22 protein-coding genes and 1 other annotated feature are annotated in these 22738 nt (G+C 45.8%); of the genes, 7 read left to right on the top strand and 15 right to left on the bottom strand.

What is annotated here, in order from left to right; translation table 11 throughout:
* Positions 1 to 131 precede the first annotated feature (131 nt).
* Positions 132 to 1379 carry a tyrosine--tRNA ligase gene (gene tyrS / locus L985_RS12525; RefSeq protein WP_029342350.1) on the bottom strand — a complete coding sequence of 416 codons (1248 nt, stop codon included), beginning with the start codon at positions 1377 to 1379 and terminating at the stop codon, positions 132 to 134.
* 56 nt (positions 1380 to 1435) lie between these two features.
* Positions 1436 to 1642, bottom strand: a binding site (T-box leader).
* A 148-nt stretch (positions 1643 to 1790) separates the two neighbouring features.
* Between tyrS and L985_RS12530 the strand changes: the two genes are divergently transcribed.
* A complete protein-coding gene (locus tag L985_RS12530) occupies positions 1791 to 4349 on the top strand; it encodes a transglycosylase domain-containing protein (RefSeq protein ID WP_052169450.1) in 2559 nt (852 codons plus the stop codon).
* Positions 4350 to 4394: 45 nt separating this feature from the next.
* Here L985_RS12530 and acsA read toward each other — a convergent pair whose 3' ends face one another.
* The gene (gene acsA / locus L985_RS12535; RefSeq protein WP_047393518.1) at positions 4395 to 6098 is read right to left on the bottom strand and encodes an acetate--CoA ligase; all 1704 of its coding nucleotides are present in this window, start codon (positions 6096 to 6098) and stop codon (positions 4395 to 4397) included.
* Positions 6099 to 6244: 146 nt separating this feature from the next.
* On the opposite strand from acsA, the gene L985_RS12540 reads away from it, so the two are divergent.
* The 4 genes from L985_RS12540 (at position 6245) to L985_RS12555 (ending at position 9579) form a co-directional block, all read left to right on the top strand.
* Positions 6245 to 6877 (top strand): GNAT family N-acetyltransferase, encoded by a 633-nt coding sequence (locus L985_RS12540; RefSeq protein WP_023469064.1) that lies wholly within the window; start codon positions 6245 to 6247, stop codon positions 6875 to 6877.
* Between the two features lie 18 nt (positions 6878 to 6895).
* Positions 6896 to 7528, top strand: coding sequence for an acetoin utilization AcuB family protein (locus L985_RS12545; protein ID WP_047393515.1), 633 nt, complete (start codon positions 6896 to 6898; stop codon positions 7526 to 7528).
* Positions 7525 to 8718: an acetoin utilization protein AcuC gene (locus L985_RS12550; RefSeq protein WP_047393512.1), complete on the top strand. Its 1194-nt coding sequence runs from the start codon at positions 7525 to 7527 to the stop codon at positions 8716 to 8718. Before L985_RS12545 ends, L985_RS12550 begins: the two co-directional genes overlap by 4 nt.
* 105 nt (positions 8719 to 8823) lie before the next feature.
* Complete coding sequence (locus L985_RS12555) at positions 8824 to 9579, top strand: maltotransferase domain-containing protein (RefSeq protein ID WP_148662038.1); 756 nt, start codon at positions 8824 to 8826, stop codon at positions 9577 to 9579.
* 53 nt (positions 9580 to 9632) lie between these two features.
* Here the strand turns inward: L985_RS12555 and ccpA are convergent, their stop codons facing one another.
* The 4 genes from ccpA to L985_RS12575 form a co-directional block, all read right to left on the bottom strand.
* Complete coding sequence (gene ccpA, locus L985_RS12560) at positions 9633 to 10643, bottom strand: catabolite control protein A (RefSeq protein WP_023469068.1); 1011 nt, start codon at positions 10641 to 10643, stop codon at positions 9633 to 9635.
* A 158-nt stretch (positions 10644 to 10801) separates the two neighbouring features.
* A complete protein-coding gene (locus L985_RS12565) occupies positions 10802 to 11887 on the bottom strand; it encodes a bifunctional 3-deoxy-7-phosphoheptulonate synthase/chorismate mutase (protein ID WP_023469069.1) in 1086 nt (361 codons plus the stop codon).
* Positions 11888 to 12086: 199 nt separating this feature from the next.
* Positions 12087 to 12623 (bottom strand): YtxH domain-containing protein, encoded by a 537-nt coding sequence (locus L985_RS12570; RefSeq protein WP_029342358.1) that lies wholly within the window; start codon positions 12621 to 12623, stop codon positions 12087 to 12089.
* Positions 12620 to 13189 (bottom strand): DUF948 domain-containing protein, encoded by a 570-nt coding sequence (locus L985_RS12575; protein ID WP_029342359.1) that lies wholly within the window; start codon positions 13187 to 13189, stop codon positions 12620 to 12622. Before L985_RS12575 ends, L985_RS12570 begins: the two co-directional genes overlap by 4 nt.
* Before the next feature lie 139 nt (positions 13190 to 13328).
* Between L985_RS12575 and L985_RS12580 the strand changes: the two genes are divergently transcribed.
* A complete protein-coding gene (locus L985_RS12580) occupies positions 13329 to 14441 on the top strand; it encodes an aminopeptidase (protein WP_029342360.1) in 1113 nt (370 codons plus the stop codon).
* A gap of 53 nt (positions 14442 to 14494) precedes the next feature.
* Here the strand turns inward: L985_RS12580 and L985_RS12585 are convergent, their stop codons facing one another.
* The 7 genes from L985_RS12585 to L985_RS12615 all read right to left on the bottom strand — a co-directional run bounded on the left by L985_RS12585 (position 14495) and on the right by L985_RS12615 (position 19883).
* Positions 14495 to 14935: a Dps family protein gene (locus L985_RS12585; protein WP_023469073.1), complete on the bottom strand. Its 441-nt coding sequence runs from the start codon at positions 14933 to 14935 to the stop codon at positions 14495 to 14497.
* Positions 14936 to 15027: 92 nt separating this feature from the next.
* Positions 15028 to 15543 carry a DUF2179 domain-containing protein gene (locus L985_RS12590; protein WP_023469074.1) on the bottom strand — a complete coding sequence of 172 codons (516 nt, stop codon included), beginning with the start codon at positions 15541 to 15543 and terminating at the stop codon, positions 15028 to 15030.
* 174 nt (positions 15544 to 15717) lie between these two features.
* Positions 15718 to 17013, bottom strand: coding sequence for a UDP-N-acetylmuramate--L-alanine ligase (murC, locus tag L985_RS12595; protein WP_023469075.1), 1296 nt, complete (start codon positions 17011 to 17013; stop codon positions 15718 to 15720).
* A 78-nt stretch (positions 17014 to 17091) separates the two neighbouring features.
* Entirely contained in the window at positions 17092 to 18024 is a 933-nt protein-coding gene (locus L985_RS12600) for a hypothetical protein (RefSeq protein ID WP_047393505.1), read from the bottom strand.
* A gap of 37 nt (positions 18025 to 18061) precedes the next feature.
* On the bottom strand, positions 18062 to 18670 hold the full coding sequence (gene ytpR / locus L985_RS12605) for a YtpR family tRNA-binding protein (protein ID WP_047393503.1): 609 nt from the start codon (positions 18668 to 18670) through the stop codon (positions 18062 to 18064).
* A 53-nt stretch (positions 18671 to 18723) separates the two neighbouring features.
* A complete protein-coding gene (locus L985_RS12610; protein WP_029342364.1) occupies positions 18724 to 19521 on the bottom strand; it encodes a DUF1444 domain-containing protein in 798 nt (265 codons plus the stop codon).
* A 53-nt stretch (positions 19522 to 19574) separates the two neighbouring features.
* A complete protein-coding gene (locus tag L985_RS12615) occupies positions 19575 to 19883 on the bottom strand; it encodes a thioredoxin family protein (protein WP_023469079.1) in 309 nt (102 codons plus the stop codon).
* 126 nt (positions 19884 to 20009) lie between these two features.
* Between L985_RS12615 and L985_RS12620 the strand changes: the two genes are divergently transcribed.
* Positions 20010 to 20300: a hypothetical protein gene (locus L985_RS12620; protein WP_029342365.1), complete on the top strand. Its 291-nt coding sequence runs from the start codon at positions 20010 to 20012 to the stop codon at positions 20298 to 20300.
* 83 nt (positions 20301 to 20383) lie between these two features.
* Here the strand turns inward: L985_RS12620 and L985_RS12625 are convergent, their stop codons facing one another.
* Both L985_RS12625 and L985_RS12630 read right to left on the bottom strand, forming a co-directional pair.
* A complete protein-coding gene (locus tag L985_RS12625) occupies positions 20384 to 21397 on the bottom strand; it encodes a PTS sugar transporter subunit IIC (protein ID WP_029342366.1) in 1014 nt (337 codons plus the stop codon).
* A gap of 157 nt (positions 21398 to 21554) precedes the next feature.
* Complete coding sequence (locus tag L985_RS12630) at positions 21555 to 22625, bottom strand: M42 family metallopeptidase (RefSeq protein WP_029342367.1); 1071 nt, start codon at positions 22623 to 22625, stop codon at positions 21555 to 21557.
* Positions 22626 to 22738: the final 113 nt, after the last annotated feature.

Genomic DNA, 22738 nt, shown 5'->3' on the forward strand with positions numbered 1-22738 from the left:
GCGCTGTCAGAGACAAACAAGACCCGCTTTCCTGCTGAAGTGAAGCAGGAAAACTGGCTTGTGTCTCGCCTGAGGAAAGGGCGTGAAAAGACAAGTCATTCTTTTTTGAGTTAACCCTATTTAATTGATCATCAAGCATGCTCGACGACGAAGTATTTTTTCTTTCCGCGACGTACGATCGTAAAGCGACCGATTGCATCAGCTTCCGTGATTTCTTTCGTTAAATCTTGCTCGCGTTCTCCGTTCAGGTAGATCGCACCGTTTGTTACGTCTTCACGTGCTTGACGTTTTGACGGACTGATCTTCGCCTCAACGAGAACGTCGACGAGGTTTGTCGCTTCACCGAGTGTAAAGCGTGGCATTCCTTTGAACGCATCTTCGATATCTTCGACTTGCAACGATTTAATATCTCCACTAAAGAGTGCCGTCGTAATACGTTGTGCTTGTGTCAGACCTTCTTCACCATGGACGAGAACGGTCATCTCTTCTGCGAGACGACGTTGTGCGACGCGCTTCTCTGGTGCTGCTTTAACTTCTTCTGCGAGCGCATCAAGTTCTTCGTGCGTTAAGAACGTGAAGTATTTCAAGAACTTGATGACGTCAAGATCGTCAACGTTGAACCAGAACTGGTAGAACTCGTACGGTGATGTTTTGTCAGCATCTAACCAAACCGCACCACCTGCTGTCTTACCGAACTTTTGACCGTCTGCTTTTGTAACGAGCGGTACCGTCAAACCGAATGCTTTTTCTTCATGACCGGCACGACGAATCAATTCCATCCCTGCTGTGATGTTCCCCCACTGGTCACTTCCTCCGACTTGAAGGCGGCATCCTTTGTCTTCGTAAAGTTTCAAGAAGTCAAACGATTGAAGTAACATGTATGAGAACTCAGTGAACGAGATTCCGTTTTGAAGTCGTGAGTCAACAGAGTCTTTCGCAAGCATGTAGCTGACCGGGAAGTGTTTTCCGATATCACGCAAGAAATCGATGATCGTCAAGTCTTTCGTCCAGTCCAAGTTATTGGCGATCGTGACCGGGTTCTCTCCTTCAAGCGGTAAGAAACGCGACAGTTGATCTTTAATCCGGTTTGCAAATTCTTCAACGATATCCGATGTGTTCAATGAACGTTCCGTTGCGCGACCACTCGGGTCTCCAATCATTCCCGTCGCCCCACCGACGAGACCTACGACATGGTGACCTGCTTGTTGGAATCGTTTTAAGACTAAAATCGGCAACAAGTGCCCGATGTGCAATGAATCAGCTGTTGGATCGAAACCCGTGTATAGCGTCGTTGGTGTCTCGAGTAATGTCTTAAGTCCTTCTTCATCCGTCATTTGGTTAATTAAACCGCGAAATTCTAAATCCTCTAATAACGTCATTGTGTCTCCTCCTAAAGTTCACTTTTAACAATAAAAAACCGTCCCTTCGTCTAAGACGAAGGGACGGAAAATTCCGTGGTACCACCCTGATTGCCCTTTACATAAAAGGACCACTTGGTTCGTCGATAACGGGACGGACCGCTTGATTTCTCAAGAAACTCCCGGAAGCGTAATTCGTAAGTTCACTGTGTCCTAGTTCGCAGCACCACTAGGTCTCTGTCACAGGGAGTGACTTACTACTGTATTCCGATCACTGTTTAACGTAATATATGAAAATAAGATGGTTTCATGATACGTCGAAGGCGAATCCGCTGTCAAGTCCGATTTTACTGGTGGATTTATGGTATAATACGTCTATCTGTGATTTAATATTAATTTACACCTAAGTTTAAGATGCAAAGGAGATCATTTATGCGCGAGAACTGGTTCAAGTTTTGGAATCACCCCCGGACGAAAGCCGTTCGGCACTGGTCGAATATCACATACGATGTTTCGTGGAACATCATTTTATTCCTCATCATAGCAGTCCTTCTCATCGGCAGCTTCTCTGTCGGAGCGGCTGGAGGATATTTCGCTTCCCTCGTCAAAGATACGAAAGCACCACCTTTGACTGAGATGAAACAAGAAGTGAACAGTTATGCGGTGACAAGTCAAATTTATTGGGGAAGTGGCGAAAAGCTGACGAACATCTCAACGGATGAAGAACGTCAGCCGGTTGATATCAAGAATATCTCCCCTTATTTAATTGATGCGCTTCTATCAACGGAAGACGTAGATTTTTATCAACATGATGGAGTCGTTCCAAAAGCGACTTTACGAGCAGTCTTACAAGAATTGACGAATTCAGCGTCACGCACCGGCGGAAGTACGCTTACACAACAATTAATTAAAAACCAAATCCTGACGAACGAAGTTTCATTCGAACGGAAAGCAAAAGAGATCATCTTAGCGCTCCGCCTTGAAAATGCGATGTCAAAAGATGAAATTTTACAGGCATATTTGAATGTCGTCTCATTCGGACGAAATTCACTCGGGCGTAACATCGCTGGTATCGAAGCTGCCTCCCAAGGGGTCTTCAACAAATCAGCGAAAAAACTGACGTTACCACAAGCAGCTTTCCTCGCTGGTATTCCGAAAAACCCTTACTACTACACACCTTATCTACAGGGCGGTGTCGTCAAAAAGGACTTGACGCCAAGTGTCAATCGGATGAAGACCGTGTTGAAGCGAATGTATGTCGCAAAAAACATTACGAAAGAACAATATGAAAAAGCAATCAAACACGACATCACGAAAGACTTCGCGAAACAGTCGAAACGTTCGCGTGACACGTATCCGTATGTCTATGATTTAGCAGAACGTGAAGCGACGAAGATCATGACGAAGTACTTGATGAAACAAGATGGTGTGAAAGAAGACGAAGTCAAACCGTCTGAACTGGCAGAAGTCCGGGCAAACTATCAAGATCAAGCACTGGTTGCACTCCGTCAAGGTGGATACAAAGTTCATATGACGCTAGATAAAAAAATTCATGAATCGATGCAACAACCTGCGAAGAACAACGGGAACTTCCCTGGCGGCATGCAGTACAAACAAGTCGTGGATCCAAAAACGAAAAAAACCGTTTCGAAACAAGATCCAGAAGAGACAGCTGCGGTCATGGTTCAGAATGAGACGGGTCGTATTCTCGGATTCGTTGGTGGACGTTACCTTGATGGAAAAGCCGATGATTTCAACCGAGCATTCCAAGCGAAACGTCAAATCGGGTCAACGGCAAAACCAATTCTCGTCTATTCGAACGGGATTGAAAATCGTTTAATCACTCCGGCATCTACCGTCAATGATGAAGAGTACTACTATCAGACCGTACCACGTCAACCAGGCGATCGTCCGATCAAGAACGAAGGTGGACGTTATCGTGGAAACGTGACGGTTCGTACAGCACTTGAACTCTCATTGAACGTACCTGCCGTTAAGATTTACGAGAAGATGAACATGTCGAACTCGATTCAAAAACTCGTCGATATGGGTGTTGAAGTACCGGATGCGATTCGTTATGCCCCTTCAGCAGCACTCGGAACGATGGAGATCACACCTGTCGAACTTGCCGGTGCTTACGCGACACTCGCCAACTATGGTGAATTCGTGCAACCATACGTCATTTCGAAAATCACGAAAGACGGAAAAGATATCTATAAAGCAAAACCGAAGAAAAAACGAATTTATGAACCACGAACAGCTTACCTGACGCTTGATATGATGCGTGGCGTCTTCTCAAAAGGTACAGCAACGTTTGCAAAAAGTCGATTAAACGTTCCTGGAGATTGGGCTGGTAAGACAGGTACGACGAACGATGTTAAAGACTCTTACCTTGTCGGTTCCACTCCTGGTGTAACGCTTGCCGTTTGGACAGGACACGATCAGAACAACTCGCTCATCGGTCCAACGACGTATTACCAACGAACACAAACGCTGTGGTCACAAATGGCGAATGCGACGTATGCCGCGAACAGTAGCTACTTCAAATCCGGTGCCCGCTTCACGCAACCATCTTCTGTAACAGCAAACGACTTTAAAAACAGTGGTCGCTTCAAAGAAGAAGATAAGAAGAAAAAAGCGGAAGAAGCAAAGAAAAAAGCCGAAGCGAAGAAAAAGAAAGAAGCAGAAGAAAAGAAAAAAGAAGCGGACGCACAGAAGAAAGAAGAGCAACAAAAAGAACAAGATCAGGCTAAAGAAAAAGCTGAAGCTGATGCCAAGAAAAAAGCAGCCGACGACGCAAAACGTGCTGCCGACGCAAAAGCAAAAGCCGAAGCAGAGGCAAAAGCTGAAGCAGAGGCAAAAAAGAAAGCGGAAGCGGACGCTAAGCAAAAAGAAGCTGATGCTAAGAAGAAAGAAGCAGAGGCAAAGAAACAACAAGAACAACAGAAGAAACAAGATGAAAAGAAAAACGATGCTGCTTCTGAAAACTAACAAAAAGGATGAATCACCTGTCACGGTGATTCATCCTTTTTTCGTTCAATCTTCCATCGTCGACAGATCGCCTGTTTCAAGATTCAACTCCCACGCTTTCAGAACACGGCGCATGATTTTACCACTTCGTGTCTTCGGCAACTTATCTCGGAAATCGATTTCTCTCGGTGCTGCGTGAGCAGCAAGCCCCTCTTTAACGAATGCTTGGATTTCTTGTTTTAGCTCATCCGTTGGCTCGTAACCATCACGCAAGGCAATGAATGCCTTGATGATTTCACCGCGGACTGGATCTGGTTTCCCGATGACACCAGCTTCCGCGACAGCTGGATGCTCGACGAGACGACTTTCGACTTCAAACGGACCAACCCGTTCTCCAGCCGTCATGATGACGTCATCGACACGTCCTTGGAACCAGAAGTAACCTTCGTCATCCATATAGGCAGAATCCCCTGAGACATACCATCCTTTAAAGAAATACGATTCATATTTCTGCGGATTGTTCCAAATTTGACGCATCATCGATGGCCATGGTGTTTTTAAAGCAAGGTTCCCCATTCGGAATGGCGGTAACTCATTTCCTTGATCATCAATGATCGCAGCCTGAGTTCCTGGAATCGGTTTCCCCATCGATCCCGGTTTGATGTCCATCGACTTGTAGTTACAAATCATCATCGCGCCTGTCTCCGTCATCCACCATGTATCATGAATCCGTTGATCAAAGGCTTCTTTCCCCCAACGAATGACTTCTGGGTTCAACGGTTCGCCGACAGACAATACATGACGAAGACTTGAGAGATCATGATGATTTGCAACATCCGCTCCTGCTCCCATCAACATCCGGAAAGCCGTTGGTGCGCTATACCAGACCGTTACCTTGTACTTCTCGATGACACTGTACCAGAAATCCGGATTGAAGCGTCCACCGACGACGATGTTCGTCGCGCCATTCAAGAATGGTGCGAAGATACCGTAACTTGTTCCTGTGACCCACCCCGGGTCAGCCGTACACCAGTAGACATCATCTTCTTGGAGATCAAGTACCCAGCGACCTGTCATTAAGTGCTGAATCATCGCATTTTGAACGTGGAGCACACCTTTCGGCTTCCCTGTCGATCCTGAAGTGTAGTGCAGGATCAATCCGTCTTCACGATCTAACCAGACCGGTTCGAATACATCGGATGCTTGCTCGAACGCTTTGCGGAAATCGAGTAATGTGTCCGATTCTTCGACATCTTCGTCGACAAGTACTACCTTTTCAAGTGATTCCAGTTCCCCAACTGGAACACGTGGGAGCAGTGCCTTCGTCGTCACGAGTAACTTCGCTTCAGAATCAAGCAGGCGATCACGGACCGCTTGTTCCATGAATGCTTCAAATAACGGACCGACGATTGCGCCTACTTTCAGTGCGCCAAGCAAGGCAAAATACAATTCCGGTGAACGTGGCATGAAGATGAAAATACGGTCACCCGTTTTGACCCCTGCATCGACTAATACGTTTGCCGCTTTATTCGTCAATCGTTTCATATCTGCATATGTGAATCGTTGTTCCGTCGTTCCATCGAAATAGATCAGCGCATCCTTGTTCGCTCGCTCGCCTTCTGCGTGGCGGTCGATTGCTTCATGAGCCATGTTGACTTTCCCCGTTGTCGCCCATGAAAAGTACTGCTCAGCATCTTTCCAGTCGTACGTGTTTGCTTCATCATACTCTGCTAACCAATGCTTCCCCGGAAGCGCTTTCAAAACTTTCATGTCTCGTTCCTCCCCTTCTATGTTTTCCTCTTTATTATAAGCTAGTTATCCGTCAGTTCAATCCATTTGCCGTCAATTTGTTAAAAAATCCCTCTCTTTGCTCAAGCGCTTTCGTCTATAATGAATAAGAAGGTGGTGACGCTTACATGTTTGAAAAACAATTCAATCATCGGACGCACGAAACATCACTCGGTCCTGTCGACATCGAAGGTCCCGTACCGAGTCAAACACTAGCAACGTATACACTCGATTCAGGGTTGACGGCTTTTCGTCCACCCGCTGAACAACATCAAGCGCTCGTTGAGATTGCGGATCTTGAAGAAGGACGGATCATCGTCGCTCGTCAAGGAACGGAAATCATCGGTTATGTGACTTACTTATACCCTGATCCCTATGAAACGTGGAGTGAAGGAAACAATCCGTACATCTTGGAACTCGGAGCGATTGAAGTCTCCTCTCGGTTCCGCGGACAACAGATCGGTAAAAAATTACTTGAAATCTCCATGCTGGACCCCGCCATGGAACACTATTTGATTTTAACGACTGAATATTATTGGCATTGGGACCTAAAAGGGAGCGGACTATCGGTCTGGGATTACCGGAAGATCATGGAGAAGATGATGAACCATGGTGGTCTCGTCTTCTTCCCGACCGACGATCCGGAAATCGCCTCCCATCCTGCCAACTGCCTGATGGCGCGTATCGGAAAACACGTCTCACCTGAAGTCGTCGCTCATTTTGATGCGCTACGCTTGAGAAGACGTTTCATGTATGACTGAGCTCGAGGAGGAATCGTCATGTTAATCGAACAAATCATGAATACGACGTGCATCACGATGCAACCGACGAATTCCATCGCGCATGCGGTTGAACTCATGCAACGTCATCAGATTCGTCATATTCTCGTCGTCAATGCCCGTCATGAACTCGTCGGTCTTGTCGGACTAAAGGAAATTCAAAGCGCAAGTAGCATCTTTCATCCGGATACGGCAAAACAAGACCTACAGTATCCGGTCTCAAGCATCATGATTGAAAGTCCTGTCACGGCCCACCCGCTCGATTTTCTCGAAGATGCGGCTGTGCTGTTTTATGAATATCGATTGACGTGTCTGCCAATCGTCCGCGGTCGACGCCTTGTCGGTGTCGTCACGGAAACGGATTTGTTACGGACATTCGTTCAATTGACGGGTGCACTCGAACCAAGTTCTCAAATCGAAATCCGTGTTGAAAACACTGCTGGAACATTAGCAAAAATTGCCGCACTGCTTGCCAAAACGAATATCAATATCTTAAATGTACTCGTGTATCCAACAGACGATCCGTATGTCCGGATCGTTGCGTTTCGTGTCCAGACGATGAATCCGATTCGGATCATCGACAAGTTGCGCAAAGAAGGATTCGATGTACTTGGACCGGATGTGAGCAGATGAAGGATTTTGCCTATCTGTACAGTCCTGAAGAAGCGACTTATCGGTTTTCGGAGACACATCCATTCAATCCGATTCGTCTCGAATTAACCGTTTCCTTACTTGAAGCGATGCATCAATTAGATGATATTCCTTGTATCGCGCCGCGTCATGCGACCGATGAAGAACTGGCACTCATTCATGATCAGGATTATATTGCTGCAGTCAAAGCAGCCGGGACCGGTGCATTAACGCCACTTAAAGCCCAAATGTATGGGTTAGGAACAGAAGATACACCTTTGTTCCAGGGGATGCATTCGGGCGCTTCTCTCCTTGTCGGCGGCACGATCGAAGCATGTGACCTCGTCTTATCTGGTCAATATAAACGAACCTTTCATATCGGTGGTGGATTGCATCACGGATTCCGAGGACGTGCCTCTGGTTTTTGTGTCTATAACGATACCGCTGTCGCCATGGCAGCCATGATTGAAAAATATCACTGTAAAATTCTTTATGTCGATACGGACGCCCATCATGGCGATGGGGTGCAATGGGCCTTTTATAATCGAAAGGACGTCATGACGTTATCGCTCCACGAAACAGGTCGCTATTTGTTTCCAGGAACGGGAATGGTGACGGAACGGGGATCTGAAGAAGGGTATGGATTTAGTTGGAACGTGCCACTGGACGCCTTTACGGAAGATGATTCGTTTTTACTCGCGTATGAGACGGCACTCTTTGAAGCCTGTGAATTGTTCCAACCGGATCTCATCATTACGCAAAATGGTGCCGATGCACACACGCTTGATCCATTGACTCATCTATCCTTAACGATGAAAAGTTATGAACAGATACCTCAAATCGCCGTCGCTGCAGCAAATAAATATACGAATGGAAAAATCGTTGCTTTAGGAGGCGGTGGCTATGACTGGTATCGTGTCGTTCCCCGCGCGTGGAGTCAAGTTTTTGCTGCCATGACCGGACAAGCTCCATTCCATGGAGAGATTCCTATTTCATGGCAAGAACGTTGGAGTGGAGAAGAAACACCCCCGCCAACACACTGGCATGATCCAACGCCACTCTACCCGGCCATTCCGCGACGACCTGAAATCGAAGAAAAAAATTGGGAAACCGTCAAACGATTGATTTGGCCGTTCGTTAGCGATGAGCGTAAGAGACAATTGACTACGACTTCCCCGTACTCCGTTGATTAATTGACTTTGTATCTTCACATTTATTTCGTTCGGAGTTCACAACTTGTTGCTATACTAAATATGGAATTTTTACTTAGTAAATGAATAATAGTTGGGGGAATCATCATGAAAAAGGCATGGCTTTATTCCGGTCTTATTCTGTCGACGGGGATCGTACTCGCAGGGTGTGGCAATGAAAAACAGGCAATGGATCACGATAACATGCAAGGGTCAGGAAAACCGACGGTCGAAGTCAACGTCAATGTTCCAGCCAAGACAATGGAAGAAGATAAAGTTGTTTTTAAAGCGTCAGCTGTCGAACAAAAGAAACCAGTTAACCTTGAAGACGTGACATTTGAAGTGTGGGAAGCTGGAAAACAAGATGGTGCCCATCAAAAGTTCAAGGCAACCTTGAAAAAGACAGGTTATTATCAAGCGGAAGCAAAACTTGCTGAAGGGGAATATGAAGGACTGTATCATATCAATGATAAAAAAGGACTCCATCATATGGATAAGATCTCATTCGTCGTCATGGATCATTCACATGAAAAAGAGGAAGCATCGCACGAGCATGGACATGATCACGAAACCGTCGACGGTCTGTCTGTCCATTACATGGGCGCAACAAAAGCGAAAGCTGGTGCTGAACTCCCCGTCTCCTTTCATGTTTTCCTTGATGGGAAACCGCTAAAGGCGAACGTACAAGTGGAAGTCATTGAAACGGGCATAGAAAAGCATACCTATGTTCCTTTAGAAAAAAAGGGTGATGCGTACAGCGGGAAAGTGACATTGACTGCACCTGGTCAGACTACGGTTCGACTCCATGTCGAAAATGATCAACTTCACCATCATCAAGATGAACTTATTACCGTCGCGAAATAAAAAAACGTCTCTTTTTTCAAGCAGCTTGCTTGAGAGAAGAGACGTTTTTTCGATTAAGGGCGTGTCGAATCCCGTTGTTCGATTCGGTGTGGTAATGTAACATCGTTCGTTTCAATTTCTTCTTTGTTCAAGATTTTCGTCAATAGACGCATCGAGACTGCTCCGATATCATACATCGGTTGAACGACAGTCGTCAGTTTCGGACGAATCATCGTCGCAAGACGTGTGTTATCGTGTCCGATGACTTCGAAGTCTTCCGGTACACGGTGTCCAGCATCCTGTAAGGCATGGATAACACCAAGAGCCATCTCATCCGTTCCAGCAAAAATCGCGCGTGGGCAATCTTCTCCAAGTTCAAGCAATTGATTCATCGCCTTCATTCCCGAATCATACGTATAGTTTCCAAGGACGACATTTTGCTCGTTAAACGGAAGATTTGCTTCTTCAAGTGCTCGGCGATAACCCGCAAATTTCTTTTCACCATTGATTTGCTGTTCGAGTGGTCCAGTGATGAACCCGATCCGTTCATGTCCACGGTCGATCAAAGACTTCACAGCATCGTGCGCAGCACTCTCATAGTCGATGTTGACGGCAGGAAGATCATAATCTTGATTCAACGTTGCAGCAAGAACGATCGGTACCGGTGATGTTTTAAACTCACGAACGAGATCCTCATGCAGACGTCCGCCCATGAAGATGATTCCATCCACCTGTTTCCCAAGTAATGTATTGAGCAAATGAATCTCTTTTTCCCGGTTTTGGTCGGAGTTACACAAAATGATGTTGTATTTATACATTGTCGCGACATCTTCAATTCCGCGTGCTAAATCCGCAAAGAAGATGTTCGAGATATCGGGCACGATGACACCGACCGTCGTTGTTTTTTTACTTGCCAGTCCACGGGCAACAGCATTCGGACGATAACCAAGCTGTTCGATTGCGTCTTGGACCTTTTTTCGTGTGGATGGTTTAACATTCGGGTTTCCGTTGACGACACGCGATACGGTCGCCATCGAAACAGCAGCCTCTCGCGCGACATCGTAAATCGTAATATTACTATTCAAAACAAATTCCTCCTTTAGTATGATCCATCTCAAGTGTTTTCATTTCGTTTTCATTTTTAGGCAACACGAAAGGAAGACAGGAAAAGATAGTTTTCTTTTCCCATTCTTCCTTCATTGTAAAACGTTTTCATTCGCTTTAGGTTACCCTTTTTCGGAAATCATTGAACGTTTAGTGCCGGAAAGGTAGTCGTCAAGTTTTCGATGAACGTATCGAATTCTTGGAAATCGAGTTGTTGGTTCGCATCAGACAACGCAAGTGCTGGGAACGGATGGACTTCGACCATGACAGCGTCTGCTCCAATCGCGTATGCCGCTTTTGCTGTTGGCAAGAGTAAATCCTTACGTCCTGTCGAGTGCGTGACATCGACCATGACAGGGAGATGCGTTTCTTGCTTCAGAATCGGAACTGCTGAGATATCAAGCGTGTTCCGTGTTGCACGCTCGTACGTCCGGATACCACGCTCACACAAGATGACTTGATCGTTACCACTTGCCATGATGTACTCAGCCGCGTACATGAATTCCTCGAGCGTTGCAGAAAGACCTCGTTTTAAAAGAACTGGTTTATTCGTACGACCGACTTCTTTGAGTAAATCGAAGTTTTGCATGTTGCGTGCGCCGACCTGGATGATGTCGACATATGGTAAAGCAGATTCAACGGCGCTCGGTGTCATGATTTCAGTGATGACATGCAAACCGTGCGCGTCGGCTGCTTTTTTCAACATTTTTAGACCCTCGAGTCCTAGACCTTGGAAGTCGTAAGGCGATGTACGTGGTTTGTACGCTCCGCCTCGCATGAACTTCACGCCATGTTTCGCGAGCTGTTCCGCGACCTCAAATACTTGTTCTTCGCTCTCGACCGCACACGGTCCAGCGATCAATTGTTGCGAACCGTCTCCGATGACGGCATCTCCGATCCGGATGATCGTATTCGTCGGTTTTTGTTTCCGTGATACGAGTAATTTCCGAGTCCGATCTTCTCCTTGTAATTCGAGAGAAGCTTTGAAAATTTCTTTAAATACATGCTGAAGGCGTCCTGTTTCAAAAGGTCCATGGTTATTAGCGGCAATTGATTCGAGCATTTGACGTTCTCGAACAGGATCGTATCGATCTAGCCCTTGTGCTCGTTTGACTTTTCCGATTTCGACGGCAATTTGACCACGTCGGTTCATCAATTCCAATAATTCTGCATTCACTAAATCGAGTTCATCACGTAATCTTTTTAATTCTGCATGTTGATCCATGTCCTACCACTCCCTAATCAGCATATAGCTCGTAATAGCAACTAATTATAGCGAACTCTTTCCCTATTGTACATAAAGAAGCTGCATGATTTCTTAAAATATGAAAATAAATTACGTTTTTTCATATAATTTTTTTATGTTTTCTCTATAAGGAAACATAGAAAAAGAGCCCTCATGATGAGAGCTCCTCATTTATTGATTATTTCTTATGATTCACATCAGACTGCGGATCATTGTCTTCATCTTGTTCGTCTGCTAACTGTTCACGTAACTCCGAAAGTTCAACGACCGTCTCCGTGTCGATTTCTTCTGCCACTGACGCCCCATCGACTTCGTCGCCAATTTCACGTTCGATGTCACGTACGAGTTGTTCTGCTTCTGCGAGAGCAGCATCAATGCTTGCCTGATCCTTCTCAAAGCCCGCATATTGTGCCGCTTCTTGAACCGTTGGATTATTCTTTGCTTTTTCAATGACAGGTGCTGCTTTATCTTTTGCTAGTTGAATCCACTCACCTACGAGTGGTTCTGCTTTTTCGCGAACGACTTGTGTCTGTTCCGTCAAACGTTGACGCGCAGGCGCTGTACGCTCATCGATCATGTCGCGCATCTCGCGGCCTGATTTCGGGCTAGAAAGGAGAGCTGCCGCAGCACCGATCAATCCACCAACGATGATTCCGGCAAGGAAGCCTCCTCCTTTAGAAGAATCTTGTGCTTGATATGGGTGTTGTTTCGTCATGATTTACGATCTCCCTTCAACTCATCTGGAATGCTTTCGACGTCTGGTACAGATACGACTTCCGGTGTGACCGGCGCCTCTGCCTTTTTCCGGAATCGACGACGTGGCTTTTTCTCAACCGTCGTCGTTGCCGTCGAATGATTTTGAACCGTAGTTTCTGCCGGTTTATTTTTCTTAAATAACTCTACAGCGACTGAGCCCCAACGGACTGCTTGCGCAATCTGTTCTTTATTCGTATCCGCCGCACCAGCAACCGTATCGGATACTGTTCGGACAGAATCTGTCACTTTGTTTAAAGACGTACCGAGTTCTTCGATCGAGTTTGCGACAGGTGCAAGCAATTCTGTTTTTTCTTCAATCGTATCTACCAGACGATTCGTCTTATGTAACAACGCTGTCGTCTCCATCATGATACCGTCTAATTGACGTTCAAGTCCTGCTGTCGTGTTGGCTACATTGTTGAGCGTCTTACTCGCAGCACCTAATACACGGGCAAGGAAAATGACGAGCACTACGAATGCGATCGCAGCGACTAATCCGGCGATTCCGCCTAATGTGATTTCCATGGTTCTTGCCTCCAATTTTTTTGCATAGTCTTTTATTGTTAGTTCGACGTGCAGCAAGTCGTTCCTGCTACTCCAAATGGTTTATTTCCGTTACAATGATAATTGAAACCTATATCATCCATTTCGAGGGGGAAATTTCATGCGTGACCCACGTCTTACTCAACTGGCAACGAATCTCATTAACTATTCGGTTGCCCTTGAACCTGGTGAAAAAGTATTGATTGAAAACTTCGGCATCGAACGCGAACTGGTCGAGGCACTCGTTGAAGCTGCCTACGCGGCTGGCGGTCATCCGTTCGTCTTACTTAAGGATAATCGTATCCTACGAAAATTATACCGAAATGCTTCAGAAGAGCAACTCCAATTGATGGCAGACATTGAACGCAAGCAGATGCAAGCGATGGACGCATACATCGGACTACGTGCTGGTGATAACATCAATGAATTATCAGATGTGCCGGCTGAACAAATGAAACTGTACGGTCAAACGATCGGTAAGATGCACACACAAGATCGTGTCAAAGGAACGAAATGGGTCGTCCTTCGTTTCCCAACTGCATCGATGGCACAACTTGCCAACCAATCGACAGAAGCATTCGAAGACTTCTACTTTGATGTCTGTACGCTTGATTATGAAAAAATGGGCCAAGCGATGGAACCACTCGTCGACTTGATGAACCGGACGGATCGCGTTCGCCTCGTCGGACCAGGAACGGATCTAACGTTTTCGATCAAAGACATCCCAGCCATCAAATGCGCTGGAAACGCCAACATTCCAGACGGCGAAGTCTTTACGGCACCGGTCAAGGATTCGGTCAACGGTGTCATCTCATATAACACACCATCTCCGTATCAAGGGTTCACCTTTGAAAACGTCAAACTGACGTTCAAAGACGGTAAAATCGTAGAAGCGACGGCAAACGATACAGATCGAATCAACCAAGTCTTCGATACAGATGCTGGTTCTCGTTTCGTCGGCGAATTCGCGATCGGTGTCAATCCATTCATCCAGCATCCGATGAAAGATATCTTGTTTGATGAAAAGATCGATGGCAGCTTCCACTTCACACCAGGTCAAGCTTACGAAGAAGCCTACAACGGTAATGACTCATCCGTTCACTGGGATCTCGTTAACATCCAACGTCCTGATTACGGTGGTGGAGAAATCTGGTTCGACGACGTATTGATCCGCAAAGACGGTCGTTTCGTCCTTCCAGAACTCGAAGTCCTCAATCCTGAAAACTTGAAATAAGAAAAAGCGGATGGCTGATCCTTTACAGGACCGGGTCATCCGTTTTCTTTAACTTATTTTTTCAATGTCGCACGAAGCATCCAAATTTGTTTTTCGATTTCCTTCGCTTGACCAAGCAGATCATCTTCAACCGTCACGTCTTGTGCCTCAAGATGTTCAATCGCATCGAGCATCTCTTTTCGGACTTGTTGGAAGTCTTTGATGACAGAATCAATCATTTCATCTGCCGATAACCCCGATTTCGCTTCTTCAAGCGTCGTTTGCTCTAAATACTCTTTCAGTGTCGCAGAAGGTGTTCCGTTATTCATTAGGAGACGTTCCGCAACGACATCATATTGTTCAGACACCCATGTATACAGTTCTTCGAGCTTCTCGTGAAGTGTTAAGAAATCTGGTCCTTTAATGTACCAATGATAATTGTGGAGTTTAACGAACAGTACTCCATAGTTTGCTACCTGTTGATTTAAAGCTGATTTTGCATGATTACTAATCATCTGACATTCCCCTTTCCTGATTTCAAATGACGTCCTACTTCATCTTTATCCTTAAATAACAAAGGATAAACATCATTTTCAGGAAGAGTCATTCAACGAGGGCGTTTTAGACCTTTCAACATGTAGCCACCTTTAAAGTCAACGGAATCAAAGGCAACGAGGAAGGCCTTTGGCTCGTATTCCTCAACGAGATTACGTAACACTTTCATACGTGTTCGGGCTGCAAGAACATCTAACCGGTAACGGACACCGTCGCGTCCTTGTCCTTGATAATGTGTCACACCAAATCCATTATCACGAATGACTTGAATCAGTTCCGCTGGAAATTCTTGCGTATGCACTTGAATCATATTGTAACCGATGGCGAGTTTTCGTTCGACATATCCACCGACGAGTATTCCTAGACCAAATCCAAGCGCATAAACGACCATACCGAGTGTCGTTAAGTCTTGGAACACGATTCCTAGTGCAAAAATGTAAATTAATGTTTCAACCGTTCCAAATAATCCGGCGATGACCGTCCGCCCTTTGACGAGCATGATCGTCCGTAATGTCAATACAGGAACGTAAATCAACTGGAGCAATAAGATGAGTAAAATCTGTCCCATGGTGTCTTTCCTTTCTGTTAATAACTTCAACACATACACACTATTTCAAACTTTATTTCAAGATGCAATCCTATTTTAGATTTTCCTCATCGGTTTTTTGAAATTATTATCATAATTCAAAATTACGACAAAAAAAGTGCCACTCCAGTCGAGTGACACTTTTTGATCTGTTATTTATTTTACACTTTGGTATTGGTGCTGGTACGTTTGGATATCGCCTGCTCCCATGAACAGAAGCACAGCATTTTCATGCTGACGTAGGACAGAAACGTTGTCGCGTGTCAGAATAGAAGCTTGCGGAATCTTCTCTTGTAAATCTTCGACGCGAACTTGCCCTTCCTGCTCACGTGCCGATCCAAAGATTTCGCATAGATATGTCGCATCTGCTTCACGTAAAGAAGTCGCGAAATCATCCATGAATGATTTTAAGCGTGTGTACGTATGCGGTTGGAAAATCGCAATGACTTCACGGTCCGGATATTTCTTTCGTGCCGACTCAATCGTTGCGCTGATTTCCTTCGGATGGTGCGCGTAATCATCTACTAGGATTTGTGTGCCGAATTCCGACTCACTAAAGCGGCGTTTCACACCACCAAATGTAGCTAAACGTTCAGCAACGTCGTCTTTGCTCAATCCTTCGTACTGACAGATCGCAATGACAGAAAGTGCATTCAAGACATGATGACGACCGAATCCTGGAATGAGGAACGTGCCGTAGAAATCATCACGTAAATAGACATCAAATGATGTACCGTCTGGCGTTGACGTCGCGTTTTCTGCGCGGAAATCATTGTTTTCTCCAAATCCATAATAGAGAACAGGTACATTCGCTTGAATGTTTTGAAGATGCTCATCATCTCCACAAGCAACGATCGCTTGCTTAACCTGCATCGCCATCTCTTGGAATGCCGAAACGACGTCATCGATTCCTGTGAAATAATCCGAATGATCGAAGTCGATATTCGTCATGATAGCGTAGTCCGGCTTGTAATATAAGAAGTGACGTTTGTATTCACATGCCTCGAAGACAAATGCCTTCGCATCCTCTACACCTGCTCCTGTACCGTCTCCGATCAAGAAAGCCGTTGGTGTGATTCCACTTAAGACGTGTGAAAGCAAACCTGTCGTCGACGTTTTTCCGTGTGAGCCTGTAATGGCGACTGAACGATATTCATTTGCTAAGTGTCCTAAGAAATCGTAATAATGATGGATGGTTAAACCAAGTTCATTTGCCCGTGCGATTTCTGGATGATCATCCCCAAAGGCATTCCCTTGGATGATGACGTAGTCTTCTTTGATGTTATCCGCATTGAACGGGAAAAATGGAATTCCCTTAGCTCGTAACGCGTCTTCAGTAAAAATGTGCTTTTCGATGTCTGAACCTTGTACCTCATGATTCATCTCATGTAGTACTTGGGCGAGCGCACTCATCCCCGTTCCTTTGATTCCAACAAAATGATACTTTGTCATATAAAAGCCCTCCAATTCACGTTCCGGTCCGTACCATCGGGCTCGGGTACAAAACCTGTACCATTATAGCAAACCGATTTATTTTTTACCATGTAAATTATTTTGCTCGCGACGTGCGCGATACATCGCCATCAAGTCTTTCGTTGTCATGACGACGTTGACAGGCGGTCCGACCGGTTTTTTCACTTCCGACTGAACAGGCTTATCCACCTCGGTAACAGATGAATCTTGATCTACTTCAATAGCAGATGTATCAAGAATCGGTTCGAAGCTCTCCAATTGTTGCTCAGCTTCTTTTTCATCAGCAGACGCTTCATTTGATGCCTCTGTCGTAATAGCTGATTGTTCCATCGTCTCACTGTTGGAAGATGTTTCAGTTACGTCCGTTTCTTCTACTTCCGTTACGGTCGGTACTTCTTCTCTCACGAGTTCTTCACTTGTGTGAGGTTCCGGTACGAGTAATTCGACGTCCGTCACCGGTACAAGACCAGCATCTGCTTCCGCTTCGTCTAATACGACTTCTTTCGGAACAGTTGAGTGTTCCACGGCCTCACTGTTGGAAGAGGTTTCAATTACGTCCGTTTCTTCTACTTCCGTTACGGTCGGTACTTCTTCTCTCACGAGTTCTTCACTTGTGTGAGGTTCCGGTACGAGCAATTCGACGTCCGTCACCGGTACAAGACCAGCATCTGCTTCCGCTTCGTCTACTACGACTTCTGGCGCGATCAGTTCTTGATCCGTCAAAGCAACCTCATCGGTATTTCCCTCTTCCACTGTTTCCGAAACCTGCTCACTCGTTTCCGTTTCTTCCGTAGCTTTTACGGTTTCCGATGCAGATTGCTTCGGACGTTGGAATCCATAAATCGGTGAAGGAACATCCGTTAAAACGAAGCGATCTTCACGCTCCTCTTTTTTCGGACGTTCTACCGGCTTTGTCTCACGTTCCCCTGCAAGCTCTCGACGAATCCGGGCAGCCTGCTCTTTTAGTGACTGTTCATAACGATTACTCATACGTTCACCCCTCCATCTTGTTAAAAAATCGGTCGAATCATCGACCGATTGAGAATGCTTCCCCTACTGCTTTTGTATCATCGAGTACAAGAATCCCTTTTTCTTGTGGTGCATTGACAAGCCCGAGCTCACGCGCTGAGCAGAGCATACCGCTTGATGGTACGCCGCGTAACGCCGAAGGACGGATGATTAACCCAGACGGCATGACCGCTCCTGGTTTAGCAACGACTACTTTTTGACCCGCCGCTACATTCGGTGCTCCACAAACGATTTGTAAAGTTCCGTTATCTACTTCTACCTGACAGACCGATAATTTATCAGCATCCGGATGCTTCTCGCAAGAAGCAACGAACCCAACAACGAATTTCGGAGAATAATCCACTTGTTCGAGTGACAATTTGATATCTCGACTCGCCAGTTCCTTTTGGATGCGTGTTGCCAATTCTTCCGTCAATTCAACCGGTCCTTGTGTCTCGATCGTAAATGTAGTCGAAGCATCAAACAGGTTGTAACCGACGACACGATCACCATGCTTGATAATTGCTACGTCTCCTTCACGAGTCGCTGTCACTTCCGCACGTGGTGCGTCTTCCAAAATAATCATTAAGACGTCGCCGACGCCCTCTTTATTATAAAACACATTCATTCAATCCATGACTCCCTTCCGTCTTTCTCACAATGCCTATTGTATCAGATTCTTCACTCTTTCGGCTGCTTGTTTTTCGCAAGGACGAAGACCGGTTCTAGATTGCCATCTTCATATAAGAATGGTAATGCCGTGACCGGGACACGACCGTTCGAGAAGAAGTCAAACATCAGTTGCTGTAAGACATCATATCCGGCATCATTCCGAATATCAGCGAAAATCAGGACATCCTGATGCGGAATCCCTACAGCGAATTCTCCTTCGATTTGCGCCGCATAATCGGCTAATAACGTCTTGTTCAAAACACGACTCGCCTCGTATCCGTCACCGAGACTCAAGAAATAAAAGATATTCCCTGCGACTTCGTCTTGTTTGAATGGCGCATCAAGCGATTTCACATTAAAACGCGCTGCTTCTGATAACTGTTCAGCTGTCCACTCTGCAGATGCCAGTAACTCCTCATCAATCAAACGATAAGTCGCTCCTAAATCGAGTGCGTACATGATTTTCGTCTCGCCCGTATGTGGTGTACTGACGAGCGTCTTTCCTTCTTTTGTCGTATCGGCAAACGATTTAGCGCGAATGACGGGAAAGATTTTTTGTTCTTGTCCAACGAGTGAGATTTGATCCGTTTGTCCGAGTACAGCACGGATATATTCGATCGTCTCTTCGACCGCGATGACACCTCTTCGTTTTGCTTTTGCGACAAGCGGATTCAATCCGACATCAACGCCTGATTTATCGTGCTTTCGCTCAATTCGTAATACAGACTTTTCACGATCGAAATACGTCGTGTACCCTTCTTCTTCAAATGTTTGTGTCATCATTCTTCGGATTTGTTGTAGTTCCATTCGAATTCATCCTTTCTATCATGAAAAAAAGCGAGTCAGCGCTCGCTTTTTTCTTAAACCGTCTCTAAAAATGCTGTCACCTGTTCTGGTGTTTTCCGCTCTTTCCCAACATAACGCCCTGTCTCTTCACCATCGCGGAACGCAACAAAACTTGGAATTCCGAAGATGTCCATTTCCTGGGCAATTTCAATATGATCGTCACGATCGACATAGTAAAACTCGAAGCCGTTAAATGTTTGCTCGATTTCCGGCATGAACGGATCTAAGAAGCGGCAATCCGGGCACCAGTTTGCTGAGAATAAAAAGACGGCATTTCCTTGTTTTGCTGTATCGAATTCTTGTTTGGATTGTAATGTTTTCATGATGATTTCCTCCTTTGATTTCCCTAGAAGTCATTGCTCTCATCATAGCATATTCAATTGTGGCTGTGCGTTTTCGTGCTTGGTTTGCTATACTGCAACTAGAAAACACCTGGAAAGGACTTCACTATGGCAGATCAACCAATCAAACATCCGTTCGAACGCTTCGTCGGCTTCATCGGCATGACAAGTTGTTTACGTTACGGCTATTCTTTCATCGATTCCGAACGGAGCTTACCGGAAATCTTTTTGTATTTAGTCATCGGTTTTGCGATCATCATTTTACTCGAAGCACTCGGAAAACGACTCGCTCGAAAATTACCCGTCGTACGCATGCGGTATTTGACTCCACTTTATCTCATTTATCTCTACGTTTTCTTTACGAGTTTTTATTCAAGTTCATTTGGATTCTCTTTATGAAAAAAGCTGATTCAAAAAGTCATATGCTTGTTCGTCCACCATCCGGTCAAACAGGCATATCCTTTAGAATCAGCTTTTTGTACTTAATATTCGATTTTTAAGTCGCCATCTTGAATTCGCCCAAAGCGTCGTAAGACACGATAGATGAAATAACTGATGATACCAGGCGCAAGGAAACAGAGGACAGCAACTGCTAGGTAATACTCCATTTCGAACCCCATCGTTTTTAATAACATCAACGGACCAACGAATCCGCTCGTACCCATACCAGAACCTTCTGGATTGCTCTCAAGCATTAACAGAACAGTCGCGAATGGCGCTAGTATAGCACCGGCTACCGTCGGTGGTAGAAGAATCCAAGGATTTCGAATGATATTCCCTACTTGTAACATCGATGTTCCAATCCCTTGGGCAACCACACCACCGATTCCGTTATCACGGTAACTGATGACGCCAAATCCAATCATCTGTGCCGCACAACCGATCGTCGCCGCCCCTGCAGCAAGTCCATCCAAACCAAGCATGATTCCAAGCGCAGCACTCGAAATCGGCGCTGTCAATGCAAGACCCATGACGGTAGCAACGAAAATTCCCATGAATAATGGTTCGCGTTCCGTTCCCCAACGAATCAACTCGCCCAGATCCGTCATGCCTTTTCCAATCCACTTCCCTGCGTAACGTCCGGCAACGAATCCAGCTAGTAACGTAACGAACGGCGTCAATAAAATATCAAGTCGCGTCGTCTTTGAAACGAGTTTTCCGATCTCTGTCGCAAGAAGCGTTGCAATGTAACTACCTGCTGGTCCTCCTGCTTCATATCCGAACGCACCAACGGCAACTGCTGCGAACAAGATCAGCGGTGGTGCCTCAAGTGCAAACGCTACAGCCACACCGATTGCTGGTCCCGTCAGCGCGATCGCCTGCTCTCCTAACTGAATGAGAAACTTCGCCTCTACACCACGATCGACCAGTCCTTCACCAATCGTCCGGATGATGAGACCCATGATCAACGAACTAAACAAGCCAAGTGCCATATAACTTAATACGGTTATGAAATATACTTTAGGGCTAAGTGAAATCCCTTTTTGTTTGAACATCTTGTCACGTCCTTTTCTTAACATCGCGTATCATTATATCAAATCTCCTTTCTATCCGACTACATTGTTTTTTCAACTGACAAGACAGTTAGTATTTACATCATTCTTATTAAACAAAAACAGACAGCGGATTCACATCCACTGTCTGTCATGTCATTCACTTGACTTGTAGCGTCGCGAGCGTTGTCGCATCGAGATTCGTGACGAGTTTCCGAAGCAATTCCTTCGCCGCATCATAATCATCTGTATGCATGATCGATGCATGCGTATGGATGTAGCGTGCTGGTAAGCCAACGACTGTCGTTGGAATCCCATTATTCGAACGATGGATGACACCACCATCGGTCCCACCTGCACCGACATAGTATTGGTACGGGATTTTGTTCGATTCTGCCGTATCGAGGACGTAATCCGTCATCTCTTTTGAGAGGATCATGACACTGTCTTTAATTCGAAGCAATGGTCCTTGTCCGAGTTGACCGAATTCCGTTTTGTCTCCTGATGCATCATTGGCAGGAGAAGCGTCGACGACGAACGCGACATCGGGATCGATGAGTGCTGTCGCTGTTTGCGCACCGCGCAATCCAACTTCTTCTTGAACCGTTGCACCCGAGAACAAAATGTTCGGATGATCCGCCGCTGTCGTCTCTTCCAGCAATTCAATCGCCATTCCGACACCATAGCGGTTATCCCATGCTTTCGCCATGATCTTCTTCGGATTCGCCATCGGTGTGAACGGGAAGAATGGTACGGCAGGGATACCTGGACGTACTCCGAACGATTCCGCCTCTTCTTTGGAGTCCGCACCGATATCGATGAACATGTCTTTGATCGCCATTGGCTTATTGCGTACTTCTTCTGTCAATAAGTGTGGTGGAATCGATGCGATAACACCAGGGATGACACCGTTGTCCGTACAGATCGAGAAGCGTTGCGCAAGCAACACTTGGCTCCACCAGCCACCGAGCGGTTGAATCCGTAACATTCCGTTCTTCGTGATTTGCGTCACCATGAATGCCACTTCGTCCATGTGCCCGGCAACCATGACTTTCGGTCCTGTCACATCGCCTGTTCGTTTTCCGAAAATCGAACCGAGTCCATCCGTAACGATCTCATCCGTGACAGGTGTGATGCGTTCGCGAACGAACTGACGAACGTCGTGCTCAAACCCCGGTGCCCCATTTAATTCCGTCAGTGTTCGAAATAACTCTCTCGTTTTTTCATTCATATGTATCGCCTCCTGCTTCTCATTATACAAAAAATTGCTTCTATCACTTAACCTTTTGTTTCTCTCTGAACGAATTATTTGGTACAGTAGGAATAGAACCTGTAAGGAGGGGA

The organism is Exiguobacterium sp. ZWU0009 (assembly GCF_000798935.2).
GTDB lineage: Bacteria > Bacillota > Bacilli > Exiguobacteriales > Exiguobacteriaceae > Exiguobacterium_A > Exiguobacterium_A acetylicum.

Bases quoted from the DNA above. Each gene is read 5' to 3' on its own strand.
- tyrS (WP_029342350.1), bottom strand. From the start codon at position 1,379: ATGACGTTATTAGAGGATTTAGAATTTCGCGGTTTAATTAACCAAATG.
- L985_RS12530 (WP_052169450.1), top strand. From the start codon at position 1,791: ATGCGCGAGAACTGGTTCAAGTTTTGGAATCACCCCCGGACGAAAGCC.
- acsA (WP_047393518.1), bottom strand. From the start codon at position 6,098: ATGAAAGTTTTGAAAGCGCTTCCGGGGAAGCATTGGTTAGCAGAGTAT.
- L985_RS12540 (WP_023469064.1), top strand. From the start codon at position 6,245: ATGTTTGAAAAACAATTCAATCATCGGACGCACGAAACATCACTCGGT.
- L985_RS12545 (WP_047393515.1), top strand. From the start codon at position 6,896: ATGTTAATCGAACAAATCATGAATACGACGTGCATCACGATGCAACCG.
- L985_RS12550 (WP_047393512.1), top strand. From the start codon at position 7,525: ATGAAGGATTTTGCCTATCTGTACAGTCCTGAAGAAGCGACTTATCGG.
- L985_RS12555 (WP_148662038.1), top strand. From the start codon at position 8,824: ATGAAAAAGGCATGGCTTTATTCCGGTCTTATTCTGTCGACGGGGATC.
- L985_RS12565 (WP_023469069.1), bottom strand. From the start codon at position 11,887: ATGGATCAACATGCAGAATTAAAAAGATTACGTGATGAACTCGATTTA.
- L985_RS12570 (WP_029342358.1), bottom strand. From the start codon at position 12,623: ATGACGAAACAACACCCATATCAAGCACAAGATTCTTCTAAAGGAGGA.
- L985_RS12575 (WP_029342359.1), bottom strand. From the start codon at position 13,189: ATGGAAATCACATTAGGCGGAATCGCCGGATTAGTCGCTGCGATCGCA.
- L985_RS12580 (WP_029342360.1), top strand. From the start codon at position 13,329: ATGCGTGACCCACGTCTTACTCAACTGGCAACGAATCTCATTAACTAT.
- L985_RS12585 (WP_023469073.1), bottom strand. From the start codon at position 14,935: ATGATTAGTAATCATGCAAAATCAGCTTTAAATCAACAGGTAGCAAAC.
- L985_RS12590 (WP_023469074.1), bottom strand. From the start codon at position 15,543: ATGGGACAGATTTTACTCATCTTATTGCTCCAGTTGATTTACGTTCCT.
- murC (WP_023469075.1), bottom strand. From the start codon at position 17,013: ATGACAAAGTATCATTTTGTTGGAATCAAAGGAACGGGGATGAGTGCG.
- L985_RS12600 (WP_047393505.1), bottom strand. From the start codon at position 18,024: ATGAGTAATCGTTATGAACAGTCACTAAAAGAGCAGGCTGCCCGGATT.
- ytpR (WP_047393503.1), bottom strand. From the start codon at position 18,670: ATGAATGTGTTTTATAATAAAGAGGGCGTCGGCGACGTCTTAATGATT.
- L985_RS12610 (WP_029342364.1), bottom strand. From the start codon at position 19,521: ATGGAACTACAACAAATCCGAAGAATGATGACACAAACATTTGAAGAA.
- L985_RS12615 (WP_023469079.1), bottom strand. From the start codon at position 19,883: ATGAAAACATTACAATCCAAACAAGAATTCGATACAGCAAAACAAGGA.
- L985_RS12620 (WP_029342365.1), top strand. From the start codon at position 20,010: ATGGCAGATCAACCAATCAAACATCCGTTCGAACGCTTCGTCGGCTTC.
- L985_RS12625 (WP_029342366.1), bottom strand. From the start codon at position 21,397: ATGTTCAAACAAAAAGGGATTTCACTTAGCCCTAAAGTATATTTCATA.
- L985_RS12630 (WP_029342367.1), bottom strand. From the start codon at position 22,625: ATGAATGAAAAAACGAGAGAGTTATTTCGAACACTGACGGAATTAAAT.